The 24,448-nt window shown below is 46.0% G+C and carries 23 protein-coding genes; 14 read left to right on the forward strand and 9 right to left on the reverse strand.

Going from position 1 to position 24,448, the window contains the following annotated elements:
• Nucleotides 1-715: 715 nt before the first annotated feature.
• Genes R7P69_RS22180 through hemC form a run of 4 tightly spaced genes read right to left on the reverse strand, consistent with a single transcriptional unit; the run spans nucleotide 716 to nucleotide 4,795 of the window.
• Nucleotides 716-1,897, reverse strand: a complete 1,182-nt coding sequence (locus R7P69_RS22180) for a heme biosynthesis protein HemY (RefSeq protein ID WP_064354410.1) — start codon at nucleotides 1,895-1,897, stop codon at nucleotides 716-718.
• Nucleotides 1,897-3,108 (reverse strand): uroporphyrinogen-III C-methyltransferase, encoded by a 1,212-nt coding sequence (locus R7P69_RS22185; protein ID WP_238952155.1) that lies wholly within the window; start codon nucleotides 3,106-3,108, stop codon nucleotides 1,897-1,899. The genes R7P69_RS22180 and R7P69_RS22185 overlap by 1 nt, the downstream gene beginning before the upstream one ends.
• Nucleotides 3,109-3,125: 17 nt before the next feature.
• Nucleotides 3,126-3,854: a uroporphyrinogen-III synthase gene (locus tag R7P69_RS22190; RefSeq protein WP_238952154.1), complete on the reverse strand. Its 729-nt coding sequence runs from the start codon at nucleotides 3,852-3,854 to the stop codon at nucleotides 3,126-3,128.
• A 2-nt stretch (nucleotides 3,855-3,856) separates the two neighbouring features.
• A complete protein-coding gene (hemC, locus tag R7P69_RS22195; protein ID WP_005383388.1) occupies nucleotides 3,857-4,795 on the reverse strand; it encodes a hydroxymethylbilane synthase in 939 nt (312 codons plus the stop codon).
• 346 nt (nucleotides 4,796-5,141) lie between these two features.
• Here hemC and R7P69_RS22200 point away from each other — a divergent pair, with 346 nt between their 5' ends.
• Nucleotides 5,142-7,670 carry a class I adenylate cyclase gene (locus R7P69_RS22200; RefSeq protein WP_238952153.1) on the forward strand — a complete coding sequence of 843 codons (2,529 nt, stop codon included), beginning with the start codon at nucleotides 5,142-5,144 and terminating at the stop codon, nucleotides 7,668-7,670.
• 69 nt (nucleotides 7,671-7,739) lie between these two features.
• Here R7P69_RS22200 and cyaY read toward each other — a convergent pair whose 3' ends face one another.
• On the reverse strand, nucleotides 7,740-8,054 hold the full coding sequence (gene cyaY / locus R7P69_RS22205; protein WP_005383391.1) for an iron donor protein CyaY: 315 nt from the start codon (nucleotides 8,052-8,054) through the stop codon (nucleotides 7,740-7,742).
• Nucleotides 8,055-8,128: 74 nt separating this feature from the next.
• On the opposite strand from cyaY, the gene lptM reads away from it, so the two are divergent.
• The 7 genes from lptM to R7P69_RS22240 all read left to right on the forward strand — a co-directional run bounded on the left by lptM (nucleotide 8,129) and on the right by R7P69_RS22240 (nucleotide 15,374).
• Nucleotides 8,129-8,245, forward strand: coding sequence for an LPS translocon maturation chaperone LptM (gene lptM, locus R7P69_RS25395; RefSeq protein ID WP_005378746.1), 117 nt, complete (start codon nucleotides 8,129-8,131; stop codon nucleotides 8,243-8,245).
• Nucleotides 8,246-8,306: 61 nt separating this feature from the next.
• On the forward strand, nucleotides 8,307-9,560 hold the full coding sequence (gene lysA, locus R7P69_RS22215; protein WP_033907276.1) for a diaminopimelate decarboxylase: 1,254 nt from the start codon (nucleotides 8,307-8,309) through the stop codon (nucleotides 9,558-9,560).
• Nucleotides 9,561-9,570: 10 nt separating this feature from the next.
• The gene (gene dapF / locus R7P69_RS22220; protein ID WP_005378744.1) at nucleotides 9,571-10,401 is read left to right on the forward strand and encodes a diaminopimelate epimerase; all 831 of its coding nucleotides are present in this window, start codon (nucleotides 9,571-9,573) and stop codon (nucleotides 10,399-10,401) included.
• Nucleotides 10,395-11,126: a DUF484 family protein gene (locus R7P69_RS22225; RefSeq protein ID WP_196358497.1), complete on the forward strand. Its 732-nt coding sequence runs from the start codon at nucleotides 10,395-10,397 to the stop codon at nucleotides 11,124-11,126. Before dapF ends, R7P69_RS22225 begins: the two co-directional genes overlap by 7 nt.
• On the forward strand, nucleotides 11,092-12,024 hold the full coding sequence (xerC, locus tag R7P69_RS22230) for a tyrosine recombinase XerC (protein ID WP_005378742.1): 933 nt from the start codon (nucleotides 11,092-11,094) through the stop codon (nucleotides 12,022-12,024). Before R7P69_RS22225 ends, xerC begins: the two co-directional genes overlap by 35 nt.
• 8 nt (nucleotides 12,025-12,032) lie before the next feature.
• Nucleotides 12,033-12,749: a 5-amino-6-(5-phospho-D-ribitylamino)uracil phosphatase YigB gene (gene yigB / locus R7P69_RS22235; protein WP_238952152.1), complete on the forward strand. Its 717-nt coding sequence runs from the start codon at nucleotides 12,033-12,035 to the stop codon at nucleotides 12,747-12,749.
• Between the two features lie 138 nt (nucleotides 12,750-12,887).
• A complete protein-coding gene (locus R7P69_RS22240) occupies nucleotides 12,888-15,374 on the forward strand; it encodes an EAL domain-containing protein (protein ID WP_238952151.1) in 2,487 nt (828 codons plus the stop codon).
• Between the two features lie 83 nt (nucleotides 15,375-15,457).
• Here R7P69_RS22240 and R7P69_RS22245 read toward each other — a convergent pair whose 3' ends face one another.
• Together R7P69_RS22245 and R7P69_RS22250 are read right to left on the reverse strand one after the other, a co-directional pair.
• The gene (locus R7P69_RS22245) at nucleotides 15,458-16,054 is read right to left on the reverse strand and encodes a tRNA-uridine aminocarboxypropyltransferase (protein ID WP_238952150.1); all 597 of its coding nucleotides are present in this window, start codon (nucleotides 16,052-16,054) and stop codon (nucleotides 15,458-15,460) included.
• A complete protein-coding gene (locus R7P69_RS22250; protein WP_065274951.1) occupies nucleotides 16,054-17,604 on the reverse strand; it encodes a COG3650 family protein in 1,551 nt (516 codons plus the stop codon). The genes R7P69_RS22245 and R7P69_RS22250 overlap by 1 nt, the downstream gene beginning before the upstream one ends.
• Before the next feature lie 47 nt (nucleotides 17,605-17,651).
• Between R7P69_RS22250 and R7P69_RS22255 the strand changes: the two genes are divergently transcribed.
• Nucleotides 17,652-18,122, forward strand: a complete 471-nt coding sequence (locus tag R7P69_RS22255) for an EVE domain-containing protein (RefSeq protein ID WP_005378735.1) — start codon at nucleotides 17,652-17,654, stop codon at nucleotides 18,120-18,122.
• A 50-nt stretch (nucleotides 18,123-18,172) separates the two neighbouring features.
• Here R7P69_RS22255 and R7P69_RS22260 read toward each other — a convergent pair whose 3' ends face one another.
• Both R7P69_RS22260 and R7P69_RS22265 read right to left on the reverse strand, forming a co-directional pair.
• The gene (locus R7P69_RS22260; protein ID WP_238952149.1) at nucleotides 18,173-18,997 is read right to left on the reverse strand and encodes a Cof-type HAD-IIB family hydrolase; all 825 of its coding nucleotides are present in this window, start codon (nucleotides 18,995-18,997) and stop codon (nucleotides 18,173-18,175) included.
• A 244-nt stretch (nucleotides 18,998-19,241) separates the two neighbouring features.
• The gene (locus R7P69_RS22265; protein WP_005378733.1) at nucleotides 19,242-20,252 is read right to left on the reverse strand and encodes an alpha/beta fold hydrolase; all 1,011 of its coding nucleotides are present in this window, start codon (nucleotides 20,250-20,252) and stop codon (nucleotides 19,242-19,244) included.
• A gap of 65 nt (nucleotides 20,253-20,317) precedes the next feature.
• Here R7P69_RS22265 and rhtB point away from each other — a divergent pair, with 65 nt between their 5' ends.
• The 5 genes from rhtB (at nucleotide 20,318) to R7P69_RS22290 (ending at nucleotide 24,224) form a co-directional block, all read left to right on the forward strand.
• The gene (gene rhtB / locus R7P69_RS22270; protein WP_005378732.1) at nucleotides 20,318-20,935 is read left to right on the forward strand and encodes a homoserine/homoserine lactone efflux protein; all 618 of its coding nucleotides are present in this window, start codon (nucleotides 20,318-20,320) and stop codon (nucleotides 20,933-20,935) included.
• A 24-nt stretch (nucleotides 20,936-20,959) separates the two neighbouring features.
• A complete protein-coding gene (locus R7P69_RS22275) occupies nucleotides 20,960-22,183 on the forward strand; it encodes an EAL and HDOD domain-containing protein (protein ID WP_053304474.1) in 1,224 nt (407 codons plus the stop codon).
• Nucleotides 22,184-22,337: 154 nt separating this feature from the next.
• Nucleotides 22,338-22,673: a metalloregulator ArsR/SmtB family transcription factor gene (locus R7P69_RS22280; RefSeq protein WP_005378730.1), complete on the forward strand. Its 336-nt coding sequence runs from the start codon at nucleotides 22,338-22,340 to the stop codon at nucleotides 22,671-22,673.
• Nucleotides 22,674-22,715: 42 nt separating this feature from the next.
• Entirely contained in the window at nucleotides 22,716-23,717 is a 1,002-nt protein-coding gene (locus tag R7P69_RS22285; RefSeq protein ID WP_213870837.1) for an ArsJ-associated glyceraldehyde-3-phosphate dehydrogenase, read from the forward strand.
• A gap of 12 nt (nucleotides 23,718-23,729) precedes the next feature.
• Nucleotides 23,730-24,224, forward strand: a complete 495-nt coding sequence (locus tag R7P69_RS22290) for a cyclin-dependent kinase inhibitor 3 family protein (RefSeq protein WP_005383629.1) — start codon at nucleotides 23,730-23,732, stop codon at nucleotides 24,222-24,224.
• The last annotated feature ends 224 nt before the right edge of the window (nucleotides 24,225-24,448 follow it).

A 24,448-nucleotide genomic window follows, 5' to 3' on the forward strand; every position in this document is an offset into this window, starting at 1 on the left:
GGTTGAAAGCACCGGTCTTGAAAACCGGCATACGTTAATAGCGTATCTAGGGTTCAAATCCCTATCTCTCCGCCACTATTAAGAAGCCTCGCTAGAAATAGCGAGGCTTTTTTCATTTCCGCACATCTTTATTACTCTATCTATGCTTGCCAAAAATCAATTCCATATGCGATCTACTTTTCGACAAAGTAATATTGGTATCGGTATTGGTTGTGACGTTTTGATTTTTGCTAAGAAGTGCAGTTGCCTCTAACGCTGTTCATCCTCATCACTGCATGCTGTCCCGATATATATTGCCTTATTGTTCTCTTAAAGCACTACCATTGCTTCTCTAGCCCCTTTTACGGGATAGACCGAACAAATAAGCATACTCAAATAGTCACTGTTTCACTGATGTATCTTTTTGTTTTACTCAGTCTAGCGACGCGCGTGCTCTATTGCCTAAATCTAGCTACGTCTTAAAACCATACTTCTACAGGCTAAAGTTACGTATTCCTGCATCTTTTAAAATTGTTTTGGATTCTGCTGGAATGACAGGATCAGAGTGGTCAAAAGAGAAAAGGAAAGTGAAACGATAGTGAGTTGCTAGGAAGTTGAGAACTACTTGGGAGCCAATGAATTGGATAAACATATTGATGACTAAGGACTAAAGGGTTAATAGCAGGCAATAAAAAAGCCGACAGGTAAGCTGTCGGCTTAGTTAGGTCATCTTAAGTTAGTCATTCTGGACGAGCGTGAGAGCTTTACGAGAGACTTCGTGAGCAGCTTTGGTTAGATTTTGCTTCTCTAGTGTGTCTGCTAGGAATGCATAGTCAGAGACGTCAGAGCGAAGCTTTAAGGCGATCTCAAAGTGATCCTGGGCTTCTTGCCACTTCTCTTGACGGAAATAGAAGTGCGCTAATGCGCTATGGGCAGCGGCGTTATCCGGTTCTTTCTTCACTACTCCCTCTAAGAAGACCACGACAGGGTGGGTATCTGGCAGATTTAGATCTGGCAGTAGTTGATAAAGCTCTGGGGCTGGTTGTTTTTTTAATGCTTCTTTTAGCACGGTAAAGGCTTCTGCATCAGCTTTTCGTGTGATGAGTTCTCGAGCAAAACAGGCAACGAGGTGTGTGTCTTGTTTCACTTTACGTGAGAGGCTATTCCAATGGGAGATTAGCCCTTCGCTACCCTGTTGCTGCGCTACTTCATGGAGTAAGCCGCACTGCGCCTTTTGAATCAGCTCTGCATGTTCTTCTTCCGAGATGAGTTTTGCTTTGGTGAGTTGTGGCAAGAGGTCAATAAGAGGTTGCCACAACTTTAGCTGCATGTACGTTGTTTTCAGCAAGTTCAATACAATAGAGTTACTCGCATACTGACTTTTTAACGATTGCAAGGTATTGAAAGCGGACTCGAACTCGTTGTCGCGGATAAATTGTTTCGCTCGAGTCAGTTCTACTGCGAGATGGGCGTTCTCTTGTTGGCTCGCTAGCTCTAGATAGTGATCTCGTTTTGCTTTATCACCTTGGCCTTGTGCGGCTTCAGACGCAACCAAGTAGCAAAGCAGCGGCATATCGTGATGATTTGCCCAGCGAGTTACTTTCTTCTCAGCACCTTTCCAGTCACCTTCTAGAAGTTTAATAATGCCTTCATTGGTGTATCGGCGGGAATGGCGCATTTTGCGAACACTGAAGTAGTTCCATGTTGTAGAACTAGCATAAACTAACTTCTTAATCAGGTACTCAAGCAGAAAAAGACCTGCGAGTGCAGCGATAACGAAAACCACTAATGTCGTTACGCTCATCTCGATCGTTTTCTCGGCAATGGAGATGAGTACATAGCCTTGCTGACCAGAAAACTGGGTGCCAACAAATAGTCCTGCGCCTAGTACAACAAATAGGAAAATAAGACGAAACATTACTTATCCTCCATGCCTGTCATCGTTGTGACTTCACGACGTAGGCGTTCACGGATGACATCTGATAGTTGAGACTGACTTTGCAGTTTTGTTGGGTATTCCACTTGAATATTTTGCTGACTTAGTAGGTTAACCGTTTTGTTGAACTCTTTAACGGAATTATCGTCTTGGTTGAAGAAAGCTAATGCCCATTTGTCTGCTGTTTTTAGAGACGTGGTGTAAATTTCACCTTGCTCTTGGTACACCGCTTTTATTGCCGTTTCCAATTTGGCTTTGATGTTTTCTTTCAGGTAAAAGTGTTGCTCAGGAGAGAGCAGTGGAATGACGTTACCATCGCGCGTGCGGAAGGTAATGAAGTTTTCCGAAAAGTCCTTCAAAGAGGTCATTAAGTTATCTTGCCAGTTTGCGATATCTTCAGACACTTCTGTGTTTTCTACGGCTTCAGCTTCAGGTAGCAGTGCATTGGCGAGAGGGAGCTTGTCTACTTGCTGTTGCAGGGCAGTTAAGCGTAGTACCAATCCATCACGGTCAATTAGCGGGATAGTGCGAAGTTTGGTGATATCGTTTGCCATTGCTTTACGTAGTTTGACGAGACTAGGGTCATTCAGCGCTGCAATGCGTTGGTCTGCACTTTCCATCAGTTGAGTCGCGCTTTCTACATCGTGCTCTAAGAACAATTTACGGCCGGCTAATTTGACGAGGTAATCGGCTTCCGCCAATAGCCAGTCGTTTGGTCGACGACCTTTCACATCGGCAACGGCGAGCTGTAAGCTTTCAATGCTCTTCTGTTGCTGTCCAAGTACCACTTCCGCTTTGTGTGTCACGGTTGTTGCTTTCTCGATGGTTTCTTCTTGTACCCGGCTGAGCTCTTGCTTCATGGAAGCTTGAGTGCTTTCTAGCTGACTTTTTAGTTGGGCGATCTGCGCTTGGTAATCGGCTTGCTGTTGATGCAGCTTGTACGCGAGGCCACCGCCAAAAATAATCGATAAGATGATAGCGACCGTGCCTAGTTTGACACCGCGTTTACCTTGTTTTTCTTCAAACTCGACTTTGGTTGGCTCTGCTGTTTTTGGGGGCTCGGCCGCTTGTGGTTGCTCTTTTTTAAGGTCCGCATCCTGCTGCGATGTGGTTTTTTCGACTAGCGGTGCCGATGAGGTTTCTTCGGAAAGGTTTTTATCGTTATTTTTTGGGTCGTTATTTTTACTTGTCATGCCTATATCCTGTGTAGCTAGGGCTGGAGAGCCGCCAGTAATTCTTGGTTGGATGCGCTTCCCGTGCATCTCACGCGAGTGAACCCCCTTTGAATTGCGATGTCAGCGATACGCTGACTGGGGATATACAACTCTTGTTGATTAAGCCAAGTCAATTGCTCCGACGTCAATTGGCTGCACAAATAATCCAGTTGTTCACCACTGGTGACAACAATCTGGTTAATTTGTAGGTTTTTCCATAGTGAGATACAGCTTACTGGATCGAATGGGATGAATTCTCTCTTGTAAGTCTCACTATAGTGAACTTTTGCGCGACGCCTCACCAATGCATCTTTGATCAGCTCTCTTCCGCCGTTACCACGAAGGATAAGAACTTGTTGTTGTGCCACATTGTTGAGCTCTGGCAGTCGCAATAAGTGTTCACTATCACTGACTTGGGGATAGTGTACTTTCTGTTGGGTACATTTGCTTAAATAGTGTGCTGTTTTTTGACCAACGGCAAGGTAAATAGCTTGTTTCGGCCATGACATCCCGTTGCTGGCTAAGATTTGCTGTGCACATTGCACTGCATGTCGACTAACAGCGATAACAATTTGAGCTTGATGTAGATGTTTAGAGAGGTGCGTGTCCGTGAGATCGGCGACAATGTCGATCAGAGGGTGGTGATATGCGGAAATGCCGTGCCTTTCGAGCAGAGAGCAAAGCGCGTTGCCTTGCTCTCCCGGCCGAGTGACCAACACTGCCATGGTTATTCGTGATCTGCGTACAGCTTAGTTAGGATTTCACGAGCGCCGTTATCTAGCAGCTCATTGGCTAGCTGCACTCCTAATGCTTCGCCGTCTTTACGATGGCCACGAATTTCACCACGCACAATTTCGCTGCCATCTGGTTCGCCAACTAATGCGCGTAGCCAAATGTTGTCGCCGTCTAGCAGGGCATAGCTGCCGATAGGTACCTGACAGCCGCCTTCTAGCGTAAGGTTCATTGCGCGCTCACACAAAACGCGGTCTACGGTGTCTTGGTGGTTAAGTGGCTCAAGCAGCTTAAGCAGTCTTTCATCGTCAAGGCGGCACTCAATACCGACAGCACCTTGCCCTACCGCTGGTAGTGATTGCTCTGGTTCGATAAAGCTACGAATGCGCTCTTCAAGCTTCAATCGTTTGAGGCCAGCCGCAGCAAGAATGATTGCATCATACTCACCCGCATCTAACTTACCAAGGCGAGTGCCCACATTACCGCGAAGCTCTTTGATGATGATGTCCGGACGATATTCTTTCAGTTGGCATTGACGGCGCAAACTGCAAGTACCAACCACGGCACCTTGAGGGAGCTCATCAATGTGGCTATAGGTATTAGAGACGAAGGCATCACGAGGATCTTCACGCTCACAAATGGTCACGAGGCCAAGGCCTTCTGGGAAATCGACGGGTACGTCTTTCATTGAGTGAACGGCGAGGTCTGCACGTCCTTCTAGCATCGCGATTTCAAGCTCTTTTACGAACAAGCCTTTGCCGCCAACTTTTGCTAGTGGTGTATCTAAAATCACGTCACCTTTGGTCACCATGGTTACTAACTCGACTTCCAAGCCAGGGTGAGCGGCTTGAAGGGCGTCTTTAACAAAGTAAGCTTGCCATAAAGCAAGAGGGCTTTTTCGAGTTGCAATGCGAATCGGTGTGGATTGTGTCATGATCTTCTCAATGCTGTTTGGATTTGGGTTTATCCTACCATTCTCATCAAGAAATGCTTACTGTTAGTTCGTTATCTCTGAAGGCTATGAATGGAATTACATGACGTTATGAAAATAGTGTGACTGGATTCTCAATTAGACTAAGGACTATTATTAGTAATAGGTAATAAGAGCGACACTACCGCGCGATTAATTTTGTGACTAAAGTATGGTTTTGTATCCAGAGTGATACGCGGGCGTGAAGCTTTACCCGCACCAATAAAAGTGTTAAATTGATCACGTTTTTAAGCCATTTTGGTTTAAAACGTCAGCAGATTTTCGTGATTGTTCAACCAAGGAATTCCCCTTGCAGGCTTACACCCAAAAAATCATCCAGCGACTAGATAATTTGAATCAGCAGCGAGTTGATCGCGCGCTGGCGCTTATGGATTCGCAAAGCCAGCAAGTCTTCCACTTGATTCCTGCCTTGTTGAACTACAACCATCCTGTAATTCCTGGCTATTATGATGCCGATGTCCCGTTTGGTGTGCATGGGCTTGAACTAAATAGCATTCAGCAACAATTCATAGATGATATTCAACTTGCCATTGGTCAGCCGCTCAAGACGGTAGAAAAGCCCGCTATATTGGGTTTGTACACCATGGGCAGTACCTCCTCGATTGGTCAAAGTACTTCCAGTGATTTGGATATTTGGGTGTGTATCTCACCAGAGATGGATTGTGACGAACGCGAGTTATTGACCAATAAATGCTTACTCATCACGGATTGGGCACAAAGCAAAGGCGTGGAAGCGAACTTTTTCTTAATGGATAAAGAGCGCTTTAGAAGCAATCATTCTGAAGAGATGACGGGTGATAACTGTGGTTCATCTCAGCACTTACTTTTGCTAGATGAATTCTATCGTAGTGCGGTGCGTATTGCCGGACAGCGTTTGTTATGGCAAATCGTGCCGCCAGAAATGGAAGAGTGTTACGACGAGTACGTTTCTCAACTGTGCAGTGATGGTTACATCGACTGTAGTGAATGGATCGACTTTGGTAAATTGAACTGCATTCCTGCTGAAGAATACTTCGGCTCGAACTTGTGGCAGTTATACAAAAGCATCGACTCTCCCTACAAATCGGTATTAAAAGCCATCTTGCTAGAAGCTTACTCGTGGGAATACCCGCATACTCAATTGTTAAGCATCGACACTAAACGTCGTTTCTTTGCCCATGAGCCTGATCTCTATGGCATGGATGCGTACTACTTAATGTTGGAAAAAGTAACCCGTTACTTAGAGCGAATTCAAGACGATACACGTTTGGATTTGGTGCGTCGCTGTTTCTATCTCAAAACCCATGAAAAATTATCTCGTGAGCCGAATGTTGGCTCAGTAGCTTGGCGTCGTGAAGCGCTGAGCGATATGATTGCAAAATGGAATTGGGATGTCAGTGTCGTTGCAGAGCTCGATGACCGCCGTAATTGGAAGGTTGAACAAGTGAAGGTGGTACATCATGCATTGCTGGATGCGTTGATGCAAAGCTACCGTAACTTGATTCAATTTGCGCGTCGTAACGACATCACTTCTGCTATCAGTCCGCAAGACATCAGTATTTTGGCCCGTAAACTTTACGCGGCTTTTGAAGTATTGCCGGGCAAAGTAACGTTACTAAACCCACAGATTTCACCTGATCTGCACGAGCCTGACTTGAGCTTTATCGAAGTGAAAAAAGGGGGAGTGAACAAGTCTGGTTGGTACCTCTATAAACAACCACTTATTGCGCACCGCATTTTGGGGCAACCATATCTAGAGCATCATGAATACTTGAGTAAGTTGGTTGCTTGGGCATTCTTCAATGGCTTGATCACTGAATCGACTCGTTTACATGCCGTGGTACGTGAAGCGCAGCTAGATATTGATAAGTTTTACCAAATGGTGAGTGACTTACGAAATACTTTTGCGTTGCGTAAGCGTCGTCCATCTATGCAGGCGCTAGCGAGTCCTTGTGAAATAAGCCAGCTTGCGATGTTCATCAACTTTGAAAATGATCCGACGTCTGAACTTTCTGGTCGTTCGTTGAAAGTGGATGTTAAGAACACCGATATTTTTAGCTTTGGTCCAGAACATAAAAATTTAGTCGGCAGTGTTGACCTTGTTTACCGTAACTCTTGGCATGAAGTGCGTACGCTGCATTTCAAAGGGGAAACGGCGATGCTGGATGCACTGAAAACCATTTTGGGCAAAATGCACCAAGATGCGTTGCCACCAGAATCAGTGGATGTGTTCTGCTATGCGAAGAACATGCGTGGTGTGATGCGTAATATGGTTTACCAGCTTTTAGCTGAATGTATCGACTTACGCTTGAAACCAGTAGAGCAAGAGAAACGCCGCCGCTTTAAAGCGATGCGTCTTGGTAACCAGACTTATGGGTTGTTCTTTGAACGTCGTGGTGTGTCGGTGCAGAAGCTAGAAAATTCCATCGATTTCTACCGCAGCATTTCTACTAACAAACTCAAAGGCTCGCCGCTGTTAATGCTCGATCGTGAGCAAGAATATCAAATGCCGGAAGCGGTGGATGGGTTTGCCAGTGAAGGTCTAGTGCAGTTCTTCTTTGAAGATAACGAAGATGGCTTCAATATTTATGTGTTGGATGAGTCAAATCAAGTGGAAGTGTATCACCAATTTAGTGGCTCCAAAGATGAAATGATTTCGTCTGTAAACAGTTTCTACACGTCGGTAAAAGACGATAGTCGCGTCGCGTCGAAGTTTATTAACTTTAACCTGCCTCAGTACTATCAAATTATTCACCCTGAAGAGGGGAATGCGTATATCATTCCTTACCGTAATGACGGTTGTTCACCGAGTCGCCCGACCAAAACTGTGAACGCGTAATTAAACCCGTATCAATAAACAAAAAGAGCACTTCGGTGCTCTTTTTGTTTTGGTGACGATTGACCAGAATTATGCCCAATCAATGGCTTCGCCCGCGTGCTTTTCACATTCTTGCTTCACCATTTCAAATAGCTCCATACCCGTTTTTGAGCAGGTCCATTTACCTTCAATAAGTTTGAAGTGGAAACCACCAGATTTGGACGCTAGCCAGATCTCATGCATCGGCTCTTGGCGATTAATGATGATTTGGCTGCGGTCTTCAAATTCCAATGTCATTACGTTGCCAGTGACTTCGTAATCAATGTCTGCGCCTGAATCATCGATGGATTCTTCGATGATTTGCATCTGCGCATCCACCAGTTGATGAAATTCAGTATCGTTCATCCGTCTATCCTATTGCTTTTCCTGAGTGTGGTGCGATTATAGGGGGCATTGATTCAATAATCACGATATGCGAAATGAAAAAATTAGTTACTGTGTTGTTTGTGATGGTTGCCGCGACCTTAGCGGGGTGTGGTCAGTCTGGCTCACTATACATTCCAGATGACACTCAACAGAATGAGCAATCACAATAAATAACCGCACCTTAGGGTGAAATTAGGGTTCAGCAGTCGAATAAAATAAGGGAAGCGAATTTTGGATTACTTCAACTATCAGGATGATGGCCAGCTTTGGGCCGAAGACGTCCCACTTCAAGCTCTTGCAGAGCAATATGGCACTCCTCTTTACGTATATTCTCGAGCCACGCTAGAGCGCCATTGGAAGGCGTTTGATAGTGCTGTGGGTCAGCATCCTCACCTGGTTTGCTACGCGGTGAAAGCCAACTCAAACTTAGGCGTATTGAACACGCTAGCGCGTTTGGGGTCGGGCTTTGATATCGTGTCGGGTGGTGAACTTGAGCGTGTGATTGCCGCAGGCGGTGATCCGAAAAAAGTCGTTTTCTCTGGTGTTGGTAAAACATCGGCAGAGATGAAGCGCGCTCTTGAGCTAGGTATCAAATGTTTCAACGTTGAATCTGAGCCAGAGCTAGAACGTTTGAACAAGGTTGCGGGTGAGCTTGGTGTGATTGCGCCAATTTCTCTGCGTATCAATCCAGATGTCGACGCGAAAACACACCCTTACATTTCGACTGGTCTTCGCGACAATAAATTTGGCATTGCGTTTGATCGTGCGCCAGATGTTTATAAATTCGCGCAAAGCCTGCCTAACTTGAATGTGCAAGGTATCGACTGCCACATTGGTTCTCAGCTGACCAATATAGACCCATTTATCGACGCGACAGACCGTTTATTAGCTCTGATTGATGATTTAAAAGCGCAAGGCATTAACATTCGTCACCTTGATGTCGGCGGTGGTTTGGGTGTGGTCTATCGTGATGAATTACCACCTCAGCCTTCTGATTACGCCAAAGCGTTACTAGGCCGTCTTGAAAATCACCAAGACTTGGAGCTGATCTTTGAGCCAGGCCGTGCAATTGCTGCGAACGCAGGTATCTTGCTAACGCGTGTTGAGTTTTTAAAACATACTGAGCATAAAAACTTTGCGATTATCGACGCTGCAATGAACGACTTGATGCGTCCTGCGCTATACCAAGCATGGCAAGATATTGTGCCAGTTTCACCGCGAAAGGGTGAAGCACAGACTTACGACTTGGTTGGTCCTATTTGTGAAACCGGCGACTTCTTGGGTAAAGATCGCGCACTCGTTTTGCAAGAAGGTGATCTACTCGCGGTTCGTTCAGCAGGTGCCTATGGTTTTGTGATGTCTTCGAACTACAATACTCGTACCCGAGCAGCAGAAGTGATGGTGGACGGTAAACAAAGCCACTTAGTTCGCCAGCGTGAGGAGCTGACCAGTTTGTGGCAGCTGGAACAGATTCTACCGGAGTAACACACAACAAATGCATTTCCACTTTTCCAAAATGCACGGTTTGGGCAACGACTTCATGGTCGTCGACTGTATTACCCAGAACGTGTTTTTCTCGCAAGACCTGATCCGCCGCTTGGCGGATCGTCATACTGGCGTTGGTTTTGACCAATTGCTTGTGGTAGAGGCCCCTTACGACCCTGAAACCGACTTCCATTATCGGATTTTTAATGCCGATGGTAGTGAAGTTGAACAGTGTGGTAACGGTGCACGCTGTTTTGCCCGCTTTGTTCGCTTGAAGGGGCTGACCAATAAATACAGCATCAGCGTGAGCACCAAGAAAGGAAAGATGATTCTCAACATCGAAGATGATGGGGAAGTGACGGTCAACATGGGCGTACCAGAGTTTGAACCGAACAAAATTCCTTTCAAAGCGAAGCAAAAAGAGAAAACTTACATCATGCGAGCAGGCGACAATACCTTGTTTTGTGGTGCTGTGAGCATGGGTAACCCGCACGTAGTGACCGTGGTCGACGATGTGGATACGGCAGAAGTGGAAACTCTCGGTCCGCTGCTTGAGTCGCATGAGCGTTTCCCAGAGCGCGTCAACGCTGGCTTTATGCAGGTGATGAGTCGTGACCATATTCGTCTTCGAGTTTACGAGCGAGGCGCAGGAGAAACGCAAGCTTGTGGTAGTGGTGCATGCGCGGCAGTCGCGGTTGGGATTCTGCAGGGCTTGTTGGATGAAAACGTTAAGGTTTCTCTACCTGGTGGTGAATTGCGAATTGCATGGCAAGGCCCTGGCAAGCCGTTGTTTATGACCGGACCTACAACGCATGTATTTGATGGTCAATTATCTTGCTAGTTGAAGAAAAAGGAAACGGTTTGTCTCAAGTAGAAGCAGATGCCTTAACGGCTGAAGTGGTGGCCGAGTACCTCAAAGATCATCCCGATTTTTTTGTGCAACGTCCGGAGCTTGTGGATCGTTTATCTTTCCCACACTCAGACTTAGGCGCGGTATCTTTGGTACACATCCAAATGAATCGCCAACGTCAGCGCATTGAAGAGTTAGAGGAAGAGATCACTACACTAATGTCGCTTGCGGCGAACAATGATCGCACCTTTTACGAATTTATGGATTTGCAGGGGCAGATTCTAAAGTGTGGTGACTTTAAACAAGTCATTCATTCTATCGAAGAGAAAGCCAAAGCATTGGGCTTACGTGCGTTTGTTCGATTGTTTAGTCAATGCGACGCATCGATTCAATTGAGTAAGGAAAGTTATCAACGCTTTGCGACCACTCACTTAAATGGCAAAGATGCGTACTTAGGACGTCTTCGCAAAGTAGATCGTGAAGCTTTGTTTGGCAACATGGAAGTGCCGGAAATGGGGTCCTATGTGGTACTACCGCTCGTGAAACAGCAAACACTGGGCGTGCTTGCTTTTTCTAGTGAAGATGGCGGCCATTTTCAGCCAGATATGGATACCTTGTTTTTGCGTCACCTATCATTAGTAGTGGCACATCTCGCTCAAACACTGGTATGGCAAAGTTACGATGACGACAACTCCCAACACTCCTCTACCAAATAGTCTGCAAAAGCCTCTTGAGCGCTTCTATGAATTCTTACGAAGCGAAAAGGGGCTTAGCCTACATACTCAGCGCAATTACAAACAGCAGCTAGAAACTATGGCGCAGCACTTAGCTGAAATGGGGCTCAAAGATTGGTCTCAAGTGGATGCTGGTTGGGTGCGCCAATTAGCAGGTAAGGGCATGCGAGAAGGCATGAAAGCCAGCAGTTTGGCAACGCGACTCTCATCGCTGCGTAGTTTTTTCGATTTCCTTATTCTGCGTGGCGAGATGTCGGCTAACCCAGCCAAAGGGGTTTCAGCACCTCGCAAAAAACGCCCGTTGCCCAAAAACCTCGATGTTGACGAAGTGAGCCAATTACTTGAAGTCAACGAGGACGACCCGTTGGCTGTGCGCGATCGCGCCATGATGGAGCTGATGTACGGAGCCGGTTTACGTTTGGCTGAGTTGGTGGGTGTGGATGTACGTGATGTACAACTGCGTAGTGGTGAGCTTCGTGTTATTGGTAAAGGCGATAAAGAACGTAAAGTACCGTTCTCTGGGATGGCAACCGAGTGGGTCGGGAAGTGGTTACGCGTTCGTGGTGATTTAGCCGCTCCAGGTGAGCCCGCCTTGTTTGTATCTAAGCTTGGAACGCGTATTTCGCATCGTAGCGTGCAAAAGCGCATGGCTGAATGGGGGCAGAAACAGTCTGTCGCAAGCCATATTAGTCCGCATAAATTGCGTCACTCATTTGCGACACATATGCTCGAATCAAGCAATAACTTACGTGCGGTGCAGGAGCTTTTAGGGCACGAGAACATTTCGACGACCCAAATCTACACGCACTTGGATTTCCAACATTTGGCGCAAGCCTACGACCAAGCCCACCCACGCGCACGTAAAAAGAACGGGGAGTGAGCCGAAGTATGAAATTTTATCGCCGTATCGAGCCTATTAAGGCAATGACCTTTGACCTAGATGATACCCTCTATGATAACTATCCTGTGATAGTTCGCATGGAGCGTGAGTTGCTATCTTGGCTCAAGCACCATCATCCAGCGGTTGCTCATATGAACAAAGCGGATTGGTTTGCTCTCAAACAGCGTGTTGTGCAGCAACAACCCGAGCTGAAGAGCGATGTCACTTTATGGCGTTTAGTGCAACTTCAGCAAGCTTTCTCCCAAGCAGGCTACGACGAAGACGCAGCACATGCCGCCGCGAAAGCCGCAGTAGACGTTGCGTTAGACTGGCGTAACCGTTTTGAAGTGCCGCAGCAAAGCCTCGATGTACTGGAGGAACTCGCGCAGCATATCCCGTTGGTTGCAATCACCAACGGTAATGTGGATTTAGACCGCATCGGTCTTACGCCTTATTTCCAACAGGTACTTAAAGCAGGACCAGATGGATTGGCGAAACCCGCAACCGATATGTTTACTAAAGCGAAGCGATTCTTGGATATTCCTGCGGAGAATATTCTGCATGTCGGTGATCATCTAACCACGGATGTGCATGGTGCAAAGTTGGCTGGTTTTGCAGCCTGTTGGTTTAATGATATGAATAAAAATGTCATTAACCATTCAAAAACACGTACTTTACCTGATATTGAAATCAATAGTTTGCAGCCGTTACTCACACTTTTTTAATTGCTTTCGCATTAATCCATTCTAATCTCATTTTGTGTCTAGAAAAGCAGCGCAAAGCCACGTAAATTATTCTCTATTAAATAAAAATAGTAACGCCACACGTCGTGGTGAAGATAGTGTTACGGCAGTGGTAGGTCCATGCGAGCTTTTTCAAAACTGGTTCACGATGTCAGTCAACTGAATGACTTTTTAGTCACTTTTCCAATTTCCTCAGATAAACAATATTTAGTACAAATATTGTCGACGCAATCGCGCGAATTTACGACCACACTTGCAGACGCCGTTTTGTCGTCGCTGCCGAATGCTCATGTTATGGGGCATAGTACGCGGAATGTAATTCTGGAAGGGGAGATATTTACCTCTGGTTGCCTAGTGAGTGTGATTGAATTTGAGCAAACCACGCTGACTTCTGCGGTACAAACATACTCTTACTCCCCTGACATTGATGGCGGGGAGCTCAAGCGCTCTCTTCTAATGCAGCATAATTCACAGGTGATCCTCAGCTTTGCTGTGCAAATTGAACGACGTGACTATCCCTTGTTTCAAACCTTCGCCAGTGAAGAAGTAGTGATTTCTGGAGGGTTGGCGCAGAGTATTGACGATGGCTGCTGGGTGCTATATCAAAACCGAGTTTACGATAACGCTGTGGTTGCCGTAGCTTTGCACAGTGATACTTTGAAGCTATGGACTGATGCGTATTCGGAATGGAACCCGATTGGCATGCCACACAAAGTCACTCATGCAAAAGGAACGCGCTTGTATTGTCTAGGTGAGAAGAAAGCGCTGGACGTATACAAGCGTTACTTGGCGGATGGCCATGACGTGACGCTGAGTCAACTGCTCAGCTTTCCTTTATATCGAGAAAGCTTAGGGCGAAAGGAAGTTTGTACGGTAACGGAGCTACACGCTGATGGCAGTATGAGCTTCGACAGGCCCTGGTGTCTTGGTGACGAAGTGCAATTTTGCTATAACCATCCCTCGTTAACGCTCGAGCAAGTGCGGCATGGTGTGGTTGAGTTAGCCATGCACCAACCTGAAGTTGTGATGATTTTTAACTGCGCGTCACGGTTAGACTTTATTGACAGCAGCGACGAAGTCCAAGCCTTTAAAGATATTGCGACGACGTTTGGTAGTTACTGTATGGGGGAGCTGCATGGTGGTATTGGTCAGCCCGAAATTCTTCATCACAGCCTGACGTATTTAGCGATGCGAGAGGGAGACGAGGTGCAAACATTGAACTTGCCTAAGTCGCCCGTTAGCTCCTCTATTTCACCGTTGTTTAGCTTGATTCGAAATGCGATCGGCGATCTCAACCATATGAACGCGCATATGGGATATCAACTCGATCGCCAAACGCGCAAGTTACAAGAAAGCTATCGACGCGACAGTCGCACGGGATTACAAAACCGGGTCGCATTGCAAGAGCGGCTGAGTAACATCGATTTGGATGAGCATTTGTTGACTCTAAAGCTACTTAACTTTAGTCATATCAACGAAAAATACGGCTACCGAGTGGGAGATCAATTACTCAAAGATCTCTCAATGCACTTTACGAATCGACTACGAAAGCGTTTCGGCATGCCAACGGCTTTGCAGCTTTATAGTATTGGGGTTGGTGAATGGGCGTTCATATTTAAAGCTGATCAAAGCAGCGAGACCATCAAACAGCACTTTACGCGTTTTGCTGACGCGGTAGAACAAACTAATTTTGAGCCAATTGGCCTACGTGAAATAGATTATCTTTCTATCTCGCTATGCGGCGGCTTAGTGAGTCGTCGAGACTTTCCATCCGCTTCAGTAGATGAGCTCTTACTCAAAGGCATCGAAGCGAGGCGCTCCGGTGTACGCAGTAATACCCATATCTGTAATGCGAAAGATATTGAAGTCAGTGAGGATGTGCGTAAAGAGCAACTTGGATGGCTAAGTTGCGTCAGTAGAGCCATTCTCAAACAGAATATCATCACTTATAGCCAACCTATTGTGCATGCGGGTAGCCACAAATTGGCAAGCCAAGAATGTTTGGTTCGTATTCTGGAAGCCGATGGAACGGTGATTGCGCCAGGACGTTTTCTGCCAATTATCTCTGATACGCATCTTTACACTCGACTAAGTCGGCACATGATTCATTCTACGTTGCATTACATGCGAGATAAGCAAGGTGACTTTTCTATAAACTTATCGCCGCAAGATTTGCTCAGTGATAAAACTTTAATACTTTTAGAGCATGAAATTAGCCAGCTAAATGACCCAAGGCGAATTGGTTTAGAAGTGCTGGAATCTGAGCAGATCAAAGACTATGGCCGAATGATAGAAGTGTGCAGTCATTTTAGAAGCTTAGGGGCGCGTATCATTGTTGATGACTTTGGGTCCGGCTATTCGAATATCGATGAAATCCTAAAGTTGGAGCCAGAAGTCATAAAGCTCGATGGCAGCTTGATTCGTGATATTGATAAAGACTTAAAACAGCGCAAGATCGCTTCCCAGTTGGTGCGTTTGTGCCAGGTGTTTAACGCGGAGACGGTGGCGGAGTTCGTCCACAATCAGGAGGTGTGTTCCATTGCACAAGACATGGGGGTGGACTATTTGCAGGGTTACTATCTTGGCAAGCCGACTCGACTGTTTTAATGATGTTTCACGTGAAACTTCTTGTCGTAAAAAACGCAGCGTAGGCTGCGTTTTTTGTTTGGTTCTTCTACTGAGCTTAATGGTTAACGCTTAAGAGCGTGTCCACTCTTTTCAGCTTGGAACAGAGCGAGGTAATGGGCAAAAAAGCGCTGCATTTGTTGTTGGTTGTTTTGTTCTCCAAGTTGCCCGAGCAAATGTGCAGCGACTTCAAACGTACACAAATTACCTTGTTGTTGGTTGCGTCGAAGCTGATATTGTGAGTCCGCCGACGCAGACAATCCCATCGTAGGGATACCTTCTAACCAACGGCTCTTATTGATCATCTTGCGCGCCTCTTGCCAGGTGGCATCTAAAATAATAAACAGCGGAGTTTTGGTTTGTTGCTGGCTTTGGAGTACCACATGTTCGAGTGTGATACTTTCTTCACAGGGGAAGAGCAACACCGGATACCGCGACGGATCAGCTAATAGAGTGAGCGATTCTGCTGGTGGCTGTTTGCGATCCCAGATTACTCGCTCAATGTTGAGTTGGCACTGCTCTAGTAGCTGGCCGGTATTAGTATCACGCTTCAGTTCATTCGGATGCATTAACAGCAGGATGTTGTGCTCACTGTTAAGTTTCGGCATTAGCGAGCACATACAATTGAATTGAAAACCGCAGGTTGGACACGGTTGTGACATTACAGACGAACTCCTTCTCGCACCGGGCTTACCCCATCAGAGAACAGACGCACGCCACTGACTTGGTTCGGCGTTGCCGTTGGCGCCATGCTTGGGTTGAGTGGGTAGCTAACCCCAGTGTATTGCATCACGTGTTGAGCCGCTTTAGCTCCGCCACCGCTGACATTAAAAATCAGATCTCGCCAACCATGAGAGGTTTGTTGGCCGAGCATAATCGGGCTTTGCACTAGTGTAATGCGGCTATTAAATCGCCATTCCTTTTCGTGATGTTCAAATATTAGCAATGTACAGCCACCGGAACCACACCAATCCAACTGTACCAATAGCTCTTCGTTACCATCGCTGTTGAGGTCGTAAGTTAGCCAACGGTATTGGTTATTGTTGGGGTTGGTTTGATGGATAAAGAAGTAGTTGCGCACCGCGGCATCTACTTTTGAATCAAACTCTGCACTAGAAGGTACGTCAGCACTACCGATGGGGTTGTTGGTGCGTTTTTCGGCTGGTTGCATGATGCCTTCATCACGAACGGTGGCAGGATAAAGGACTAAACCACCATCGGCGATTGGGTATACCAAGTTACCGACTTTTTCTTTGGTCGCTTTGAGCTGATTGCCTTCTCGAGTAAACAGTCGCTCTGACATTAGCCTTTGCTGTTGATGATGCGTCATGACAACTTGAACCTGAGACGGACTTAACTGTTGCCAGTAACCACGCTCGATTAATGGTGCTTGTCCATTGGCGTAACGGTATTTTGTTGTGGCGCTGTGGTCTGGGTTTAAGGTCATTTGTACTTCAAAGCCTTGTGATTGGGTTGAGGTCGCGACATAGGTATTAGCCCAGCCAAGCGTTGCATCGACGTTTGCAGCCATACCACAACCTTGATACGTCTCGCCATCATGTTTTAGTGTTGCTTTCCAGCCATATAAAGAATCGCTCATTGTGTCTGAGCAGAGGTTTTCTGTTAAGCGAAGCTCACCACCTTGCAGTTGATAAGTGCGCTGGCGAGGTTGAAGCTGACTGCTGTTAATCGCTAATTTTGTGGTTTGTTTGCCGATTTGCTGGAATGTTAGTCCATTAGCCTCAAAGCTTGCCGACCAAGAAGGCTCATTACCAAACACGCGAGTTGGTTTGTTTGGTTGCTGACAACGGTTTGGGTTTTCCGTTGTGAGGAAGTTCACTTGTTCCACGACAAAGTTAGCATCGAAATCAGCAGAAAACCCATCGATGCCCGGTGGGTTGAGGTGGCCGATAACCTCGCCATACATAGTCTGGTAAGGCTCGTTATTTAACTGAATTGCTCGTTGCATTTGCTGTGGTGATAGTTGCAACCAATATTGCTTGTCGCTGCCACAAGGCATGATGTATTGGCTCTCGTGACCGACGATCACTTTTCCGCGCAGCATAAAAGTTTGAGGTTGAATGGTTTCAGGCTTATCTAAGGTTGCTGGTGGAGAGGTTGGGTCAGCAGCACCAGATTGTGGCGGCTGTGAACTACATGCTTGCAGAACCAGCAGGGTGGCAAGCGCCACTGGGTTTTTCAAAGCCTTCATGTTATATCTTCCTCATTATTGTTACTCAATCGGCATCGGATGGCATTATGGCATATTGGTTATTTAAAACTGAACCAGATACCTTTTCTATTGACACGCTTCGAACCCAAAAGGTTTCATGTTGGGAGGGAGTTCGTAATTATCAGGCGCGCAATATGATGCGTGACCAAGTGAAGGTGGGCGATTTAGTTCTGATTTACCACTCTTCCTGTAAACATGTTGGCGTGGCAGGTATTGCTAAAGTTGTGAGAGAAGCCTATCCCGATCATTTCCAATTCGATCCCGAAAGCGATTACTACGATCCAAAGTCAGACCCAGACAACCCGCGTTGGATTATGGTGGATGTCGAGTTTGTACGTAAAACGGCGCGAGTGATTCCGTTGTCGGTGATGAAAGCGATGCCAGAACTTGAGAACATGCCGTTGGTGAAACGTGGAAATCGCTTGTCGATTATGCCCGTGACAGAAGAAGAATGGGACGCGATTCTTGGCAAAGAGAAGCTGCCAAGTCAGCGATAAAAGAGAAGGGCTGCGAATGTGCAGCCCTTCATTATTTGGAGTATTGAAGCTTACAGCAAGTGTTCTTGTAGGTAGTGTGCAACCGCATCTTCTGCATTGCTGCCAATTACTTCATTATTTGGTAGAGCTTTCATCACTTTTTCGTGTGATGTACCCATAACTAGCCCTTTACCTGCCATCGACAGCATTTCTACGTCATTCATGCCATCACCAAATGCTACGCAGTTTTCTAACGTGAGGTCGAGTTTTTTCGCTACCGCTTCAAGAGCATGACCTTTAGACACGCCAGCGTTCATTACTTCCAAACACCAAGGCGTTGAAAATGCGATGTTCAGCTTATCACCAAACTGCTCACGTAGTTTGTTTTCAAATACGACCAAACGTTCGTGGTCTTCTCCTGGATGCGTGAAGAAAACTTTCGCAATACCGTCAGTTGGGGCGTGGTCTTCATCAAATAAGACGTAAGTGAATTCATCGTGGAAGTCACGTAACGTTTCATCATCCTTGTTCATCAACCAGCTATCATTTTGATACATGTGAATAAGTATTTCTTGATCATGTTTGATCGTGTCGATCACGCCTTGTACCAGTTCCGCAGGGACATTCTCGCTGTACATTAGCTGATCTTCCTGGTCATGCACTCGGGCACCATTCGACGTGATCATGTAAGCTGGAATGCCAACTTGGCGACGGATGCTCGCAACGTCTACGTGGTGACGGCCGGTTGCAAAGACAAAGGTATAACCCTTTTCATGTAGCGCTTTTAGCGTCTCTTTTGAGTAAGCACTGAGCTGATGGTTTGGTGCGAGTAACGTGCCATCCAGATCAGAGGCAACGATTTTGGTGATCTCTTTGCAAGGTAGCGATGTGCTCATGAAGTCCTCGTAAACGGTTTGGATAGTGTGGAACAGGTGAATTGCAAACGGAGTACAGCAGACTGACTAGATCGTACTGCTCCGAATGCGGGGGAACTTGGGCCCGTAGCACTATGCGGTTAAACACTGTGTCAAAGTAGCCAAGTTCAAGCAGTGTACGCCAAAATGAGGATGAAAAAGAGGGTAAATCGATGTGTAGACATTTCCTCTTTAATCTTAGTCGTGAAATGGTCGCCTAGAGTTCTTATTGTGCTTGTTCGTTTGATGGCGATTTAGGGTCATTCATAAAGCGGAAAATCGCATCGAGCGCTTGATTACGATACTTGTCGGTCTCGAATAAGATTTCATGCTGTGCGCCTTCGATGGAAAGCAGCTCCGCGTGCGGGTTGGTTTTCCGCAATTTATCAATAAAACGCTTTTGCGCGAGGTTGCTAACAATCCGATCGTTTCCGGCTTGGATTAGGATTACTGGTATTTTGACTTGGCGAGTTAATAAAAAGCACTGCTTAGCGGCCATGAGCCCTTGCCAAACCCAGCGAGTGCTTGGCCCACCGACTTGCAGTTCCGGTTTTTCCGTATATAGGTTTCGGAACCATTGGTAGCGGCCGTAACTTTGGCTAAGTGGGTTATCTTCAAAGGGCTTAGGGAAGTAGGCCTGATGTCCTGGTGCATAGCGTGGCAAAGTCGATACCGCTGACATAATTTGTGTGACCGGAATCGCTATTGGTGATAGGTACCATGGCAGGTTAATGCCAAACATGGGCGCACTTAGAATCAAACCAGTAAAAGGGTGTTCTGGGTGAGTTTGCAGGTAACGTGTGGCGATCGCGCCGCCCATAGAGTGCGCGATGATGAAGCATTGTTGATATTCGCTAAGGTCGTGTTTTTTTACGACGATGTCCATATCATCAATATAATCAGTAAAGTCATAGACGTGACCCATATCTGAGTCAGATAATAAACGATCTGATAAACCTTGTCCGCGGTGGTCAAAGGAATAGACATCGAAACCTTGGCGGTAGAGATCGTAAAACAGCTCTTGGTATTTCCAGGAAGACTCAATGCGTCCATTTACGATGAGCACGGCTTTTTTATGCTCTGGGTTGGTTAGCTTGCACCAGTAAATGTTCTTTTTCTCAGTCCCTTTAACAAAGCCCTCTTGGCGAGTTTGCCAAAGTGCTGCGATCGGACCACCAATTGCTTGCTCAAATAATGTCTCTTGAGTATAAGTCAAAGGTGAATGGTTAGTCGCCATTAGTTGATTACCTGAAGATACGTTGTTTACGCGATGTATCATCGAAGAATTAGTGAGGAAATGCAATGGATACCCATGTCTGGTTAGCTTATGTAGTAACAGCAATCGTTTTTAGTTTGGCTCCGGGCTCTGGCACGGTGAACTCAATCAGTAATGGTTTGAGTTACGGTACCCGTAAATCACTGGGTGCCATTATTGGCTTACAAATTGGTTTAGTTATCCACATCGCGCTGGTGGGGGCGGGTATTGGTGCGCTTGTCGCGCAGTCAGCAACCGCATTTTCTGTCATTAAATGGGTTGGTGCCGCTTATCTGGTTTGGTTGGGGATTCAGAAATGGCGCGATACATCAAGCTTAGTCGCAGCTGAAAACCACAACGAGATGTCAGGCACGGCGCTGTTGTACAAGGCAGTGTTAATTAACCTCACCAACCCTAAATCGATTGTTTTTCTGGTGGCGTTGTTCCCGCAGTTTATTGACCCGGCAAAAGACCAAATCACGCAACTTTTGGTGCTTGGCGTCACTACGGTCGTGATTGATGCGTGTGTAATGTTGGGTTACACGAGCTTGGCAGCACAAATGGGACGCTTTATTCGCTCCGATAAAATCATGGGAAAAATAAACAAAGTATTCGGTTCAATGTTCATGGGTTGTGGTGCATTATTAGCAGCTGCAAAGTCATAAGCCATTTATAGGTCCTTCTTTAGCATGAATACAACGTATGTCGCTCGCCAGCCGATCTTTAACCGAAAAAGACAGACGCTGGGTTATGAATTGTTGTTTCGAGACGGGGAGAGTAACGCATACCCTTCACATATTGATTCAAATCGAGCGACATACCGACTGATCGTCGAAAACTTCCTATCACTGGGTACTAACCCAGTGATTGCCTCTTCAAGATGCTTTATTAACTTTCCTCATCAAAGCTTGGTGCGACGTTTGCCGCGCAGTTTGCCGAAAAACAAAATTGTCATCGAAGTGTTGGAAACGTGCCAACCTACGGATGAGCTTCTTGATGCGATTCGTGAGTTTTATCGAGAAGGTTACTTGATCGCTTTGGATGACTTCACCCTAACACCAGAATGGCGTCGTTTTTTGCCATATGTGCATATTGTGAAGCTCGACATTATGGCGATGGGGCTCGAAAAGGCCTGTGAACTGGTCAAAACACACCTGGCCAAACGCGTCAAATACCACTTTTTAGCAGAACGTGTTGAAACCGCAGAAGAGTTTGAGCAAGCGAAAGCGGCTGGCTTTAAATTTTTCCAAGGTTATTTTTTTAGCAAGCCACTCGTCTCGCAGACTAAATACGTCAGTCCTGAGCAAGTGTTGGCATTGCAACTGTTTCGTGAAGTTTGTGCTCCTGAGCCTGACTTTACTCGTATCGAGTCCATCATTACGCAAGATGTCGCGTTGTCATATAAATTATTGCGTTTTGTAAATACGCAAGCGCCGAATTTGGCTGTCGAAATCAGCTCTTTTCGTCAGGCATTGATTTATCTTGGCCAGGATAACCTTAAGCAGTTTGTCTCTTTGGTTGTGGCATCGTATATCTCCAGTAACAAGCCTCGAGAGCTGTATCACCTTTCATTGCAACGAGCTCAATTTTGCCAATTGATGTCGCGCTATCAGCCATTCTCTCATCTCAACGAACAAGGTTTCATGGTTGGTTTGCTGTCGATTCTAGATGCGTTGCTGGATCTTTCGGTGGAATCTTTAGTTAGGCAGTTACCGCTTAGTCATTCAGTACAACAAGCGCTATTACATCGCAAAGGGGTTTATGGTGCACTTATTTCCCTTGAAGAGTGCTACGAGCGTGCCGATTGGTCAGGGGTTGAAAAAATCACGATGCAATTGGGGTTGCCTTTAGAGGAAGTGAAGCTCTCCTTAGGTGAAGCGGTTCGCTGGAGTCAAAGCATCGCGACTGCATAATTTCTGGTCTTATCTTTTATCTCTTTGAATCTCTCTCTTTACAATCAAGCTGTTCGTTAGATGTGAAACTTTTATGACGATGGGCGGTTTCCTCTTGACGATATATCTTAATTAAATAAACATATACGCATATCCATATATAGGTATGTTCATTATGCTTCCACATCAGTTTTTTAAGCTGTTATCCGATGAAACACGCGTACGTTGTTTAATGCTCGTGGCCCGTGAAGGTGAAACTTGCGTTGGTGATTTGGCGTTTGCTCTGCAAGAGAGCCAGCCGAAAGTTTCTCGTCATCTTGCTCAGTTACGGTCCAGTGGCATCTTGGTGGATAAACGCCAAGGGCAATGGGTGTATTACGAGTTATCACAGCAATTACCAGGTTGGATGCGAAAGTTAATTGAAGACTTAGTGGCATCAAACTGTTTGAAGCAGGAATACCAAGACGACATCACACGCTTACACGATAAAAGTCGTGAGGCTTGCTGTTAACAGCGAATAGAGATTCAAGGTAGAAGATTAGAGGGTAAAACTATGACAATTAAAGTAGGAATTAATGGCTTTGGCCGAATTGGTCGCTTAGCGCTGCGAGCGGCATTTGATTGGCCAGAATTGGAGTTTGTGTTAATCAACGATGTCGCAGGTGACGCCGCTACGCTTGGTCACTTATTAGAATTCGATTCAGTGCAAGGTCGTTGGCATCATGGAGTTCAGGTCGAAGGCAGTGAGCTCGTCATCAACAGCAAGCGTGTCGCCACGACTCAACAACGCGATATCGATGCGGTGAACTGGTCTGATTGTGATGTTGTGATTGAAGCGACAGGCGTACATCGCAAAACATCATTCCTAAACAAATACCTAGAGCAAGGCGTGAAACGTGTCGTGGTAAGCGCACCTGTGAAAGAAGAAGGTATCGCGAACATTGTGGTGGGCGTGAACGACCATATTTTCGACCCTGAAAAACATCGTATCGTGACAGCAGCTTCGTGTACGACTAACTGTATCGCACCTGTGGTTAAAGTCATTCATGAGAAATTGGGTATCGAACAATCTTCTTTTACGACCATTCACGACCTGACGAATACGCAAACTATTTTGGATGCGCCACACAAAGATCTACGCCGTGCAAGAGCATGTGGCATGAGCCTTATCCCGACCACGACGGGTAGCGCGAAGGCGATTGTCGAAATTTTCCCAGAATTAAAAGACAAAATTAATGGTCATGCGGTTCGCGTGCCTCTAGCAAACGCATCGTTAACAGACATCATTTTTGATGTGAAGCGTGATACCACAGCAGAAGAAGTGAATGCACTGTTAAAAGAAGCATCTGAAGGTGATTTGAAAGGCATCCTTGGCTTCGAAGAGCGTCCTTTAGTTTCTATCGATTATAAAGGCGACCAACGTTCAACCATCGTTGATGCGCAATCAACCATGGTTGTGGGTTCTCGTATGGTTAAGATTTACGCTTGGTACGATAACGAAATGGGTTATGCAACGCGCACAGCAGAGCTGGTTCGTAACGTTGGTTTGGCTTAAAAGGGGGTCACAATGTCTCATCCTACATGGCAATTAGATTTGGACTCCGGTGCTTTAATCTTAACACCGTGCCCAGGAACGAAAGGTGTCGATTTGCATGCGTCGTTAGAACAGTTGAAAGAGCAGGGTGTTCAAGCGGTCGTTACTGCATTAGATGATAGTGAATTAGCTGCGAAGAATGTCTCTGCATTGGGTGAAGCCACTCAGCAACTGGGTATGAAATGGTTCCAGATCGAGATTGAAGACGACTGCGCACCAAATGAAGAATTTGCGACGAAGTGGCAACAAGCCAGTCCGGAACTGCACGCGATTCTTGCTCAAGGTGGCAAAGTTGCGATGCATTGCATGGGTGGTTCGGGGCGCACAGGTTTGTTCGCTGCTCACCTACTCCTAGAAAAGGAATGGCAGTTAGAAGATATCGTGCGAGAAGTGCAGGCATTGCGCCCTGGTGCATTTACAAAACCTGTGCAAGTTGAGTACATCGAACGCGTGGCTCAAGACGCTTGATCAGCTTAAATAGCTTTTGGTTCATTATGATCCAAAAGCTAAATTCGAGCTTCTTCAGGATACGACTGTTTACAAAAAAAGCCATTAATATTAACTAATGCATTGTTTTTAAGGTGTATTTTGCTTTTTATTGATGTTGGGGCATTTTTTGAAAATCACAGTAACATTGTATTGGTCAATGTTGCTGTACAGGTTAGGAAGCATTTAGAACATGATGATCTAAA

The sequence above is a fragment of the Vibrio sp. 661 genome, assembly GCF_033339315.1.
GTDB lineage: Bacteria > Pseudomonadota > Gammaproteobacteria > Enterobacterales > Vibrionaceae > Vibrio > Vibrio alginolyticus.